Origin of the sequence: Salinibaculum rarum, assembly GCF_030505615.1 — an archaeon.
Taxonomy (GTDB): domain Archaea; phylum Halobacteriota; class Halobacteria; order Halobacteriales; family Haloarculaceae; genus Salinibaculum; species Salinibaculum rarum.
Map to the genome: position 1 here is coordinate 498,173 of NZ_CP129992.1, position 11,806 is coordinate 509,978.

Consider the following 11,806-nt stretch of genomic DNA (forward strand, 5'->3'; position numbering starts at 1 on the left):
TATGGCGACGAGCAACGGGCCGAACGTTCTCTTTGTGGTCCTCGATACGGTCCGGAAAGACCGCCTCTCCGTATACGACTACGAGCGGCCGACGACACCGACCCTCGATTCCTTTGCCGAGGAGGCTCGTGTCTACGAACACGCAGTCGCGCCCGCGCCGTGGACGCTACCGGTCCACGCCTCGCTGTTTACCGGACGCTATCCGAGCGACCACAACGCGACCCAGGAGACACCCTATCTGGAGGACGCGACGACACTTGCCGAGTCGCTGTCGGCGGCCGGCTACGCGACCTCCTGTTACTCCTCGAACGCCTGGATTACGCCCTACACGCACCTGACCGACGGCTTCGACGACCAGGACAACTTCTTCAAGGTGATGCCCGGCGACACGCTGTCCGGACCGCTGGCACGCATCTGGAAGACCATGAACGACAACGACCGCCTCCGGTCGCTGGCCGACCGGCTGGTCGAACTGGGCAACACGGTCCACGAACACCTCGCGGCCGGCGGCGGCGAGGACTCGAAGACACCCGCCGTCATCGACCAGACACAGTCGTTTATCGACGACTCCGACGCGCCCTTCTTTTCGTTTATCAATCTCATGGACGCCCACCTGCCGTACCACCCACCCGAGGAGTACGTCGAGCAGTTCGCGCCGGGCGTCGACTCGACTGAAGTGTGCCAGAACTCGAAGGCATACAACTGTGGCGCACGCGACATCGACGACGAGGAGTGGGAGGACATCCGGGGCCTGTACGACGCCGAGATTCGACACATGGACGACCAGCTCGGCCGGCTCTTCGGCTGGCTCAAAGCGGAGGGGCTGTGGGAGGAGACGATGGTCGTCGTCTGTGCCGACCACGGCGAACTCCACGGGGAACACGACCTCTATGGCCACGAGTTCAACATCTACGACCCGCTGGTGAACGTCCCGCTGCTGGTCAAACACCCCGAGATAGAGCCGGGACGCGACGATGGGATAGTCGAACTGCTCGACCTCTATCACACCATCCTGGATACGACTGGTGTCGAGGGACGGGGCAAGCCACTGGACACCGACCGGTCCCTGCTGTCCGACTCCTACCGCGACATCGACCTGGGCGAGTACGGCTTCGTGGAGTATCATCGCCCGGTCGTCGAGCTCAACCAACTGGAGTCGAAAGCCAGCGAGGCCGGAATTACACTCGATGCGGACTCACGGTTTTACTCGCGGATGCGTGCTGCGCGCCGTCCCGACGCGAAGTACATCCGCAACGAGCGCATCGACGACGAGGCCTACAGACTCGATAGCGACCCGGGCGAAACCGACAACATCGCAGCCGACGGCGACGAGGCGATAGCGGCCACCGAGGCGGCGCTGTCCTCGTTCGAAGCGCGGGTCGGCGGCGAGTGGGACGAGGTCGGCGACGCCGACCCGCTGGCAGACATGGGCGAAGAGGCGAAAGACCGACTGCGTGACCTCGGATACGTCGAATAACCGTGAGCCAGGAGGGGTTCGGTGACCTGTTCAGCCGGAAACGAGCGGCACAGGCAGGCGTTGGCTTCGCCGTCGCGCTGGCGATTATCTATCTGCTCGCGGTCGGTGTCGGACTCGACAGGCTGATAGAGGTTCTCACGCGGGCAGAGCTTCGCTGGGTCGCTGCGGGCGCGCTCTCGACGGCACTCTGTCTCGTCGCGTGGGCACGCGTCTGGCAAATCGTGCTGCGCGTCGTGGGCTTCGACGTGAGCTTTCGCAAGCTCGTGGTGACCTTTTACGCTGCGACCTTTGCCAACTACGTCACCCCGCTGGGACAGGCCGGCGGCGAGCCCTTCATCGCGTACGTCCTCTCGCGGGATACGGAGGCCAGCTACGAGGACAGCCTCGCGAGCGTCGTCACCGCGGACCTGCTGAACCTCTTTCCGTTCTTCTCGTTTGCGGGCATCGGCTTTGCGGCCCTGCTCTATACCGCTTCCCTGCCCACGCAAGTCCGCCCGCTCGCGCTCGGGCTGGGCGCGATGGCCGTCGGCGTCCCCGTGTTCGCACTCGTCGGCTGGCGCTTCCGGTTTTGGCTTGGAAACGCCGTGCTCCGACTCGCTGCGCCCATCACCCGTCGCGTGCGCTTTCTCTCGCTGGCTAGCCTGCGCGGGCGGATGCGGGACCTGAACACCGCCTTCGAGCGCATCGCCGACGACCCGTGGGCGCTCGTACACGCACTGCTGTACGCCTACGTCGGGTGGATATTCTTCGCGCTCCCGCTGTATTTCGCAGGGCTGGCAATCGAGGCCGAACTGACGCTCCTGCTGGTCTTTTTCATCGTCCCGGCGAGCACGCTGGCGGGACTGGTGCCGTCACCGGGCGGTCTCGGCGGGGTCGAGACGGCACTGCTGGTCTTGCTCGTCGGTCTCGCCGGACTGGGCCAGGCCCCGGCGCTCGCGGCGACGCTGCTCTATCGCGTCGAGAGCTACGTCTTCGGTCTCGTCGCAGGCGGTGTCGCGGCGCTGTGGGTCGTCTTCCGGAACTGAGCGCGTCTCGATGGGAAACGAGTCTGCGGAGACTGCCTCGTCACCGGATATCCCGACGAGATTCCCACGTTCGAACGAGATTCGTCAGCGTCTCGTTGACCGGAACTGGACGGTCCGCACGGTCGACCACGTAGCCGTTGATGGCGTCGATTTCCGTCGGGTTGCCCGCGAGGACGTCCTGATGCATCGAGGAGGTGTTCGCAGTGGTCGTCTCGGCCACAGACGTGACCGCCCGAGCGGCGGCGGATTCCGAGAGGTCGATACCGGCGTCCTGTGCGACCCGGGCGACTTCCCGGGCGGCGGCGCGTGCGGTCTCGCCCGCGGGACCGTCCACGAGCGCGCCGTTTTCGACCCGCGCGAGAGCGGTCGTGGGGTTGATGCCCGCGTTGACGGCCAGTTTCTCCCAGAGTCGGCGGGGCATGTCCGTCGCGACGGTGGTCTGGACGTCGGCAGCCGAGAACACCTCGCCGACGCGGTCGGCCACCGGAGACGGTCCGCCGGCACGCGCACCGAGGACCACGTCACCGACGCCGGTACACTCGACGTGTCCGGGGTCGACCAGGCGCGCGCCGTAGGTGCAGGTGCCCGCGAGAACCGGACAGGAGAGTCGGTCGGCCAGCGTTGCTTCGTTTCCCATCCCGTTTTGCAGCGAGAGGGCGGCGTCGAGCGACGTGTCTGTGAGGGTTGCGGCCGCCTCGGCGGTGTCGCCGGCCTTGACCGTCACGACAGCGAGGTCGGCAGCGGCCGGCGGTGTCGTCGTCGCGTCCGGTACGACCGTCGTTTCGACTGCACCGGAAATCCGGAGTCCCGACTCGCGGACGGTGCTGACGTGTGGGTCGCGCCCGACGAGTGTCACGTCGTGAGCGCGGGCGAGCAACCCACCGACGAGGCTCCCGAGACTCCCCGCACCGACGACGACGATGTCCATCGCGTGGTCGTCAGTCTTCCTGCCAGTAATAGATGTCTTCCTTCGGCGCGCCACAGGAGGGGCACTCCTCGGGAATGTCCTCGATTTCGCCCATCTCGCCACACTCCCAGCAGCGCCACATCAACTCGGCTTCACCGGGGTTGCCGGCCGTGATGTGCTCGCCAGAGAGCGCTTCGATTCCCTGGTCGAGGGTGACGTAGAACCCGTGCTCGTCGAACGCGCGCACGCGGCCGAGTTCCGAGCCATCCTCGTGGTAGACGGTCGTTCCGAAGGTGACTCGCGTCTGGTCTGAGTCGCTCATCACAGTAGAAACGAGGGTGTCCAGTGTGATAAAAGATGTGTGCTACCACACCACATCCAAGAGAATCGGCCGTCGGCAGTCAATCCGAGAAGAGACTGGTGTGGACCGGCGCGAAGTCGCTCCCAGTGTCGGATTCTTCGTCGACAGTGTCGGAGATAGCGCTGCCGCCGAGTCCCTCGGCGAGGAAATCCGAAAGCGGCGGGCCGACGTTCTCGGGTTCGACGAGGAAGGCATCGTGCCCGTGGTCCGAGTCGACGACGTGGTGGGCAACGTCGACGTCGGCGTCGCGCATCGCGTCGGCCAGCGCTTCGGCCTGGGTCGTGGTGAAATGCCAGTCAGCGGTAAAGGACATCACGAGCGCCTCGCCGTCGAAAGCGGCCAGAGCGTTGGTGTCGGATTCGAACCCGGCCGAGAGGTCGTAGTTGTCCATCGCCCGCGTCAGGTACAGATAGGAGTTGGCGTCGAATCGCTCGACGAACTTCTCGGCCTGGTAGTCGAGATACGACTCCACGTCCCGGTAGGGGAAGAAACTCGCCGCGCGGTCGGCGGGGAACGAGCGGACGGCGTCCCGGCCCGCGGCCCGGCGGCCGAACTTCTGGTCCATCGAGGCCTTCGAGAGGTACATGACGTGGCCAATCTGTCGCGCGAGTGCCAGCCCGTCGGTCGGTTTGTCGTCGGTTTCGTAGTAATCGCCACCATGCCAGTCGGGGTCGGTGGTGATGGCGCGGCGCGCGATGGCATCGAGCGCGAGACACTGGGGGTCGAGTCGCGCGGCGGCGGCAATCGGGATTATCTGCTCGACGTGGTCGGGGTGTTGCTTGGCCCACTCTAGGACGTTCATCCCGCCGACGCTGCCGCCGACGACCGCATGGAGGTGGGGAACGCCGAGTTCGTCGAGCAGGCGTCGCTGGGCCTCCGTCCAGTCGGTGACCGTGACCGCCGGGAAGTCCGTCCCGTAGGGTTCGCCCGTCTCGGGGTTCTCGCTTGCCGGGCCGGTCGTCCCGTAACACGAGCCAGGGACGTTCGCACAGATGACGTAGTACTCGTTGGTGTCGATTGCTTTGCCCGGACCGACGATGTCGTCCCACCAGGCGCGGGCCTGGCCGGCGGTCCCGGTTCCGTCACGTGGGCCGGCAACGTGGGCACTCCCGGTGAGGGCGTGACAGACCAGCACTGCGTTGTCGCCCTCGAACTCGCCGTAGGCTTCGTAAGCAATCTCTAACTCCGGGATAGACTCGCCACACTCGAAGGTGAACTCTCCAACCGAAACGGTGTCGTGGTCTGTGTTCATGCTTCCCCCGCTGTCGCGATTGCTTGCTCAAGGTCGGCCACGATGTCGTCCGGGTCCTCGATGCCCACCGAGAGCCGCACCATGTTGGGCGTCACACCGGACGCGCGCTGTTCTTCCTCGGAGAGTTGGGCGTGGGTGGTACTCGCCGGGTGGATGATGAGCGTCTTCGCGTCGCCGATGTTCGCGAGGAACTGCGCGAGGTCCGTCTCCTCGCAGACGGTCTTGCTCGCCTCGTACCCACCGGCGAGGCCGAAGGTGACCATGCCACCGTATCCGCCATCGAGGTATTTGTTAGCGAGGTCGTGGCCCTCGTGGTCCTCCAGTCCCGGATAGTTGACCCACGACACGTCGTCGTGGTTGCGGAGGAACTCGGCGACGGTCATCGCGTTCTCGCAATGGCGTTCCATCCGCAAGGCGAGGGTTTCGGCACCCTGCATCGTCACCCACGCGTCGAAGGGCTTCTGCCCGTCGCCGAGACTGCGAAGCGCTCGCTGGCGCGCGGCGACGGCAAACGCCCGGTCGCCGAAGTCCTCGGCGAAGTTCGTTCCCTCGAAGGCAACACTTTCCGTCGCGAGTTCGGGATACTTCTCGGGGTACTCGTCCCACGGGAACGAGCCGCCGTCGACGAGGGCGCCGCCGACGGTGGTGCCAGAGCCGTGAATCCACTTGGTCGTCGACTCCCAGACGATGTCGACGCCGTGGTCGAGCGGGTTGCAAAGCGCCGGCGTCCCGAAGGTGTTGTCGACGAAGAAGGGGACGCCGTGGTCGTGGGCCACCTCCGCGATGGCCTCGAAATCGGGGACTACGAGCGAGGGGTTGGCGATTGTCTCGACGTGGACGTAGGCGGTGTCCTCGTCGATTGCCTCGGCGTAGGCGTCGGGGTCGAGCGTGTCGACGTAGCGCGGTTCGACGCCGCGACGGGTGACCATATTCGAGAAATACGAGTGGGTGCCACCGTAGATAGAGGCCGCCGAGACGATGTTGTCGCCGGCGCTGGCGAGAATCGAGGTGCCGGCGTCGAGTGCGGCCATACCGGAGCCGGTCGCGACCGCCGCAGTGCCGTTCTCTAGGCTGGCGAGACGGCGCTCGAGCATCGAGACGGTGGGGTTGTCGAAGCGGGAGTAGACGTTCCCGTCGTCGTCGAGTGAGTAACGGTCCGCCGCCGTCCCCGCGTCGTCGAACACGTACGATGAGGTCTGGTAGATCGGCGGCGCGCGCGCCCCTGTCGCCGGGTCTGGCTGCTCCTGCCCGGCGTGGACACAGCGCGTCCCGAATCCCAGCGTGTCCGCCTGCTCTTCGTTCATGTTTCAGACTCATATATCTCTAGATATCTATAACCACGAGTTACGGCAAAAATCTCAGTGAGTGAGAATAACAAGCAAGATTGTCGACAAGTGGAAGTTCCCGCTTCAGTCAGGCGCGCGCTGTCGCGTGCTCCGTCACGCGACAGCCACCGTGCGAGGGATGAGCGACCGAACGGAGTGAGGGAGTGAATCGGTTGGGGAGGTATGTGGAACAGACAGAAACGGTCGATGCAGAAGAGATTACGATGGGTGAAGATTAGCAAGTACGGTATCAAGTAGGTAGTCTTCGTGCCAGTTGATGCCTTTTCGCTGATTGTTTTTTGGCTCTATATATCGAATTTCCATTTTTCCAGTCGCCGCATCTTCGATCGAGACAAGATAGTACTCATCTAATACGGGATTGTGGACGGCAAAAAAGTCGATTTTTCCTTCGTATCCCGAACGCTCATAGCCATCACTCCTCGTTCGAGTGCTAACCGTCTCGAACATTACAGTTCCCTCGGTGGGACTATCGTAAGCTGTCTTCGCCTGGATTTTGTAGAAATCGTCTGCAATTTCTACGACAAAGTCGTACGGTTCGTTGTCGTACTCGGGGATGAGTACCGGAATATCTCGGAGCACGAACTCCGATTTCAGCAGCGCTTCTGTCGCCTGTCCACGTTTCTGTGTTTCTTCGAGTTTGTCGAAATGTGGATCGTTCTCCACCATGAAAGAAATGGCGGGTTCTAGATAGAAGTAGCTACGTCAAGGGGAGTGGAAGTGAAAGTGATACCCGAGCAGTCGCTCGGAGATGAAACACCTCACTGAGAAACGGTTGGACGCCATCATCAGACTGCGTCTGATGGTCCGTGTATTTTCGCAGAAAATTCACGCCACCGCCAGGGCTCGAACCTGGGACAACCACGTATCTGCGGCACGCAGACGTCCTACGCACCGTAACAGCGTGGTGCTCTACCAACTGAGCTACGGCGGCACGCATGACTGCGTAAACGGATTAGTTAAATAGGCGTTTCGCTTTCCGCCCCGCATCGACACGCTTTCACGCACTTGCCGGCAACACGAGCACATGACAGACGAGTTCGATGCCGTGGTCGAGCGCGTCCGCGAGCGCGTTACGCCCACACCCGACGAGCGCGAGCAGTTGCAGGCCGTCGCCGCAGAACTCACCGAACGCGCCGAGACCGCCGTCGCCGACCTCCCGGTCGAGGCCGACATCGTCCAGGTCGGCTCGACCGCCCGACAGACGTGGATTGCCGGCGACCGCGACATCGACCTGTTCGTCTCCTTTCCGCCGGAGCTCGACCGCGAGCAGCTAGAGGAGTACGGCCTCGACGTCGGCCACGCCGTCCTCCCCAACGGCCACGAGGAGTACGCCGAACACCCCTACGTCGTCGGCGAGTACGACGGCTACGAGGTCGACTGTGTGCCCTGCTACGCCGTCGAGGATGCAACGCAAATCCAGTCGGCCGTCGACCGCACGCCCTTCCACACGCGCTATCTCGACGACCGATTGACTGCCGACCTCGCCGACGACGTCCGCGTCTGCAAGCAGTTCTTCAAGGGCATCGGCGTCTACGGGAGCGACCTCCGAACGCGAGGCTTTTCCGGATTCCTGACCGAGTTGCTCGTCCTCGAATACGGTGGCTTCCGGAAGCTTATCGAGGCGGTGGCAGACTGGCACCCGCCCGTCGAGTTCGACCCCGAGGACCACGGCGAGGAATCCTTCCCGGACCCGCTGGTGGTCATCGACCCGACCGACCCCGAGCGCAACGTCGCGGCTGTGCTCTCTGAGGGGAACGTCGCCCGACTCCAGCACTTCGCCCGCGAACTGCTCGCGGCGCCCGATGAAGCGCTGTTCGAACACACCGATCCAGCGCCGCTGGACGCCGACGGCGTTCGGACGGTCGTCGCCGACCGGAAGACGACACCACTCGCCCTCCACTTCGAGGCCCCCGACCTCGTCGACGACCAGCTCTGGCCGCAACTCGAAAAGTCTCGGACGGGTATCGCCAGCGAACTCGACCGGCGGGGGTTCGACGTGTTCCGGTCGGCCGCCTTCGCCACCGGCGAGACGGCAGTCCTCCTGTTCGAACTCGCCGTCGCCGAGCGCCCGGCAGTCGAACGCCACGACGGCCCGCCCGTCCACGTTCGGGAACACGCGACCGGCTTCTTCGAGCAGTACGACGGCGAGCGCACAGCCCCGACGGGCGGTCCACCCTACGGTCCCTACATCGACGGCGACCGCTACGTCGTCGAACGCGCACGCGAGTTCACGAACGCGGTGGACGTGCTCGCCAGCGAGGTCGTCTTCGAGACCGCGCTCGGCGCGCACGTCGAATCCGCACTCGAGGGAGGCTACGACCTGCTGGTCGGTGGCGAAATCGCGTCGCTGGCCGATGAATTCGGCGTGCAGTTCAGAACGTACTTCGACCCGCGGCCCTGACGCCGTCGATTACGACCGGTCGAACTCGTCTTTCACGTCTTCGATGGTCGCGCGCGCGGCGTCCTGGAGGTCACCGTCGTCGCTCGGTGGCTGATAGCCGTCGAACACCTCGTGGACCATCCGGATACTCTCCGAGAGCGTATCGAGGCCGTAGCCACCCTCCAAGACGAATCCGAGTGCGGCGTCGGCCTCGTCTGCAATCTCTCGGACCTGCTGTGTGAGGAGGCCATAGCCCTCCGTCGAGATTCGCATCCGCGAAATCGGGTCGTGTTTGTGCGCGTCAAAGCCCGCACTCACCAGCAACAGGTCGGGGTCAAAGTCGACCAGTTCCGGCCGGAGCAGTTCCTCGAGTGCGGCCAGATACCCAGTCTCGGTCGTGCCAACCGAGAAGGGGACGTTCAGGGTCGTCCCCTCACCGTCGCCGGTGCCGGTCTCTTCGATGTGTCCGGTACCGGGGTACAGACCGTCCTCGTGGAACGAGGCGTAGTAGACGTCGCCGTCGTCGTAGAAGATGTCCTGGGTCCCGTTGCCGTGGTGGACGTCCCAGTCGAAGATAGCGACGCTGTCGGCCGTTCCCTCGTCGATGACCGACTGGGCAGCGACCGCGGCGTTGTTAAAAAAGCAAAATCCCATCGCGTCGTCGACGACAGCGTGGTGGCCAGGCGGTCGCCCAAGCGCGAAGGGCGTCTGTCGGCCGTCGATGCCGTCGAGTGCCGCCTCTGCGGCCCACTCTGCGAGGCCGGCGCTCGCTCGCGCGGCATCCCACGTCGCCTCGATGGCGACAGTGTCTGCGTCCCAGTCACCGCCGCCGTCGGCACAGAACTGCTCGAACTCGGCGACGTAGTCGGCGTCGTGAACCGCGAGGAGACGCTCTCTGCTCGCCGAGTCGGCATCGACGTACTGGACGCCGTGTCGGTCGGAAAGTGCGCGCCGAATCGCCCGAAGACGGTCGGGACTCTCCGGATGGCGCGGGCCAGTCTCGTGTTCGAGGCATGTCTCGCGGTAACCGAATTTCATTCGAAGTACTGCTCGAGTTCGTAGTACATTTCGACGTCCTCCGCTTTGATTGTTCGCCTCTCGGCATGGCGCGCGAGCGTCGCCGCCGCGGCCGCGACGGCATCCGCATACGCTTCGAGGATGGATGCCAGCGCGACACGGGCGTCCATCGCCACCCGGTAGGTGTCGTCAATATCGAGTCGAGCGATGCGATCGACCGGAGCAATCGGCAGTTCGAGTGTATCTTTATCGGGTGTCCTGTCGACGCCGAAATCGGGAGCCATCAGGGTCTTTCGTCCGTCTGCCGTCGCCCGCTCGGCGGCCCCCGTGGCGAGAGTCGCCCCCCGCTGTTGAATCCGGCGAGCCAGTTCTTCGGCAGCCTCCGCGCTCACCCGGAGGTCACCGGCATTCCGCCGGATAAGTTCGTCCACCGGAGCGAACGGTAACTCGACGCTCATACGCCAAAACGGGGCGGAAACCGCCTTAAGGGTTTCCGAAACGTTCAGACGGAATATCACTGGTCGTACAACACCGCCGTACTACGGTGGGAGGCCCTGACACCCCTCAGAACAGTTCTTCAGCGTCCAGTCGGTCGCCGTCCATCCGCCCACGGACCGTAATCTCTTCGCCCAACTGGACGTGCGCACCGGTCTCGACGGCCATCGTCTCGGTTCCATCGTCCAGAACGACCGGCTCCCCGGTCTGGACGACCGTCCCGGTAAACTCCAGGTGCTCGCCCTCGGTCGGTTGTGTCTCCGCACCGCCCGACTCCGAGACGGCACCGCCGTCGCTCGCGGTCGCACTCTCCCCGGCGTCCCCGCCAGCGTCCTCCGCGAACGCGTCCAGTCCCGCACTCTCGCTGTCGCCGCTGGCCCCGCTGCCCTCGCCCGCGCCGGCACCGACAGTGGTCGCTGCGTCGTCGAGGACGACGACCGTCGACTGCCAGCCGGCAGAGGCTTCGAGGTCGTCCTGCCAGCCGTCGTCGATTTCGACGTCGGCGGCCAGCACCTCGTCACCCGGCGCGATTTCCTTGTCGGCCTTGGGTCCCCACAGCGCGACGCGGATGTCCCCGGTATCGTCTTGCACGCGGATGTTCCGGACCTGCCCTTCCGACCCGTCGTCGCGGTCGAACGTGCGCTTTGGGTCCGCGGAGCGAACCACCCCAGCGATGTCGACCGTCTCCCCGATTTCGACGCCATCGATTGCCGTCGCGTTGGGGTCATAGTCGACATCGTCATCGACTCCCTCGACCGCACCGCGGTCGCCGACGTGGAGTTCGAGACTGCCCTCGCGCTCGCGGACGTAGCCGTCGACGACTTCGACGGCGTCACCCGCGTCGAGTTCGGTCGCCCGGTCGGCCATCTCGTCCCACAGCGTCACCCGGATGCGCCCCGTCTCGTCGCCAAGCGTGAGATTCGAGACGCGCCCCTCGGACCCGTCGTCGCGGTCGAACGTCCGAACCTCGTCGGTATCGAGGACGAGCCCGCGGAGGTTCACGTCCGATTGCCCCATCGAGAGCGACTCGACGGTCGCCGGGCCGTCGAGGTCCACGTCGATGTCGGCGTCGGCGTCGGGTTCGGCCTTGTCGACGCTCACTTCGAGGCCGTTGTACCCCTCCTTTGGTCGCCCCTTCACGCGGAGCACCTCGCCCTGTTCGAGTTGGCCGTCGGCGATAGATGCCGCCTGCTGGTCCCAGAAGGCCAACCGGACGCTTCCGGTTTCGTCGGCGGCTTCGACGTTGATGACGCGGCCGTCCTCGTCTTCGCCGTCGCGCTCGAACGTCCGGAGTTCCCCCACGGAGACGACCTTGGCGAGGAACTTCACCTCGTCCATCCCGGGTTCGATGTCGGAGATGGTGCCCACCTCGTGGTCCTCGAGTTCGTGCGCGATGAGCATCGCCGCCGTCTCCTCGTCGGCGAGCCCGTCCATCTGCTCGACTTTCTGCTCGACGGCCTCCCGAAACTCCGACTCGTCGACGTCAGTGTCGAGGTCCGCGTAGATGTCCTCAATCGCTCCCATTACTGTCTCACACGCAGGGCTG

General features: G+C 64.7%; 11 protein-coding genes and 1 tRNA gene. 3 read left to right on the top strand and 9 right to left on the bottom strand.

Annotated elements, in window-relative coordinates:
* Position 1: 1 nt before the first annotated feature.
* Together QYL91_RS02735 and QYL91_RS02740 are read left to right on the top strand one after the other, a co-directional pair.
* Positions 2–1,477: a sulfatase gene (locus QYL91_RS02735; RefSeq protein ID WP_302081853.1), complete on the top strand. Its 1,476-nt coding sequence runs from the start codon at positions 2–4 to the stop codon at positions 1,475–1,477.
* Between the two features lie 2 nt (positions 1,478–1,479).
* Entirely contained in the window at positions 1,480–2,502 is a 1,023-nt protein-coding gene (locus QYL91_RS02740; protein WP_302081854.1) for a lysylphosphatidylglycerol synthase transmembrane domain-containing protein, read from the top strand.
* 40 nt (positions 2,503–2,542) lie between these two features.
* Here QYL91_RS02740 and QYL91_RS02745 read toward each other — a convergent pair whose 3' ends face one another.
* The 6 genes from QYL91_RS02745 to QYL91_RS02770 form a co-directional block, all read right to left on the bottom strand.
* On the bottom strand, positions 2,543–3,430 hold the full coding sequence (locus tag QYL91_RS02745) for a ketopantoate reductase family protein (RefSeq protein WP_302081855.1): 888 nt from the start codon (positions 3,428–3,430) through the stop codon (positions 2,543–2,545).
* Positions 3,431–3,440: 10 nt separating this feature from the next.
* Positions 3,441–3,731: a DUF7130 family rubredoxin-like protein gene (locus QYL91_RS02750; RefSeq protein ID WP_302081856.1), complete on the bottom strand. Its 291-nt coding sequence runs from the start codon at positions 3,729–3,731 to the stop codon at positions 3,441–3,443.
* Between the two features lie 79 nt (positions 3,732–3,810).
* Complete coding sequence (gene metX, locus QYL91_RS02755; protein WP_302081857.1) at positions 3,811–5,022, bottom strand: homoserine O-acetyltransferase MetX; 1,212 nt, start codon at positions 5,020–5,022, stop codon at positions 3,811–3,813.
* Positions 5,019–6,326 (bottom strand): O-acetylhomoserine aminocarboxypropyltransferase/cysteine synthase family protein, encoded by a 1,308-nt coding sequence (locus QYL91_RS02760; RefSeq protein ID WP_302081858.1) that lies wholly within the window; start codon positions 6,324–6,326, stop codon positions 5,019–5,021. The genes metX and QYL91_RS02760 overlap by 4 nt, the downstream gene beginning before the upstream one ends.
* Positions 6,327–6,566: 240 nt before the next feature.
* Positions 6,567–7,034: a group I intron-associated PD-(D/E)XK endonuclease gene (locus QYL91_RS02765; protein ID WP_302081859.1), complete on the bottom strand. Its 468-nt coding sequence runs from the start codon at positions 7,032–7,034 to the stop codon at positions 6,567–6,569.
* 162 nt (positions 7,035–7,196) lie between these two features.
* Positions 7,197–7,299: transfer RNA gene (locus QYL91_RS02770), tRNA-Asn, on the bottom strand.
* 93 nt (positions 7,300–7,392) lie between these two features.
* Between QYL91_RS02770 and cca the strand changes: the two genes are divergently transcribed.
* Positions 7,393–8,769, top strand: a complete 1,377-nt coding sequence (cca, locus tag QYL91_RS02775; protein ID WP_302081860.1) for a CCA tRNA nucleotidyltransferase — start codon at positions 7,393–7,395, stop codon at positions 8,767–8,769.
* Positions 8,770–8,778: 9 nt separating this feature from the next.
* On the opposite strand, the gene QYL91_RS02780 is transcribed toward cca, so the two are convergent.
* The 3 genes from QYL91_RS02780 to QYL91_RS02790 all read right to left on the bottom strand — a co-directional run bounded on the left by QYL91_RS02780 (position 8,779) and on the right by QYL91_RS02790 (position 11,784).
* Positions 8,779–9,786, bottom strand: a complete 1,008-nt coding sequence (locus QYL91_RS02780; protein WP_302081861.1) for a histone deacetylase family protein — start codon at positions 9,784–9,786, stop codon at positions 8,779–8,781.
* Positions 9,783–10,223: a histone gene (locus QYL91_RS02785; RefSeq protein ID WP_302081862.1), complete on the bottom strand. Its 441-nt coding sequence runs from the start codon at positions 10,221–10,223 to the stop codon at positions 9,783–9,785. Before QYL91_RS02785 ends, QYL91_RS02780 begins: the two co-directional genes overlap by 4 nt.
* Positions 10,224–10,329: 106 nt before the next feature.
* Positions 10,330–11,784 carry a single-stranded DNA binding protein gene (locus QYL91_RS02790; RefSeq protein WP_302081863.1) on the bottom strand — a complete coding sequence of 485 codons (1,455 nt, stop codon included), beginning with the start codon at positions 11,782–11,784 and terminating at the stop codon, positions 10,330–10,332.
* Between the last annotated feature and the right edge of the window lie 22 nt (positions 11,785–11,806).

Excerpts from the sequence above, each read along its gene's own strand:
- QYL91_RS02735 (WP_302081853.1), top strand. The coding sequence starts at position 2 with ATGGCGACGAGCAACGGGCCGAACGTTCTCTTTGTGGTCCTCGATACG.
- QYL91_RS02745 (WP_302081855.1), bottom strand. The coding sequence starts at position 3,430 with ATGGACATCGTCGTCGTCGGTGCGGGGAGTCTCGGGAGCCTCGTCGGT.
- QYL91_RS02750 (WP_302081856.1), bottom strand. The coding sequence starts at position 3,731 with ATGAGCGACTCAGACCAGACGCGAGTCACCTTCGGAACGACCGTCTAC.
- metX (WP_302081857.1), bottom strand. The coding sequence starts at position 5,022 with ATGAACACAGACCACGACACCGTTTCGGTTGGAGAGTTCACCTTCGAG.
- QYL91_RS02760 (WP_302081858.1), bottom strand. The coding sequence starts at position 6,326 with ATGAACGAAGAGCAGGCGGACACGCTGGGATTCGGGACGCGCTGTGTC.
- QYL91_RS02765 (WP_302081859.1), bottom strand. The coding sequence starts at position 7,034 with ATGGTGGAGAACGATCCACATTTCGACAAACTCGAAGAAACACAGAAA.
- cca (WP_302081860.1), top strand. The coding sequence starts at position 7,393 with ATGACAGACGAGTTCGATGCCGTGGTCGAGCGCGTCCGCGAGCGCGTT.
- QYL91_RS02780 (WP_302081861.1), bottom strand. The coding sequence starts at position 9,786 with ATGAAATTCGGTTACCGCGAGACATGCCTCGAACACGAGACTGGCCCG.
- QYL91_RS02785 (WP_302081862.1), bottom strand. The coding sequence starts at position 10,223 with ATGAGCGTCGAGTTACCGTTCGCTCCGGTGGACGAACTTATCCGGCGG.
- QYL91_RS02790 (WP_302081863.1), bottom strand. The coding sequence starts at position 11,784 with ATGGGAGCGATTGAGGACATCTACGCGGACCTCGACACTGACGTCGAC.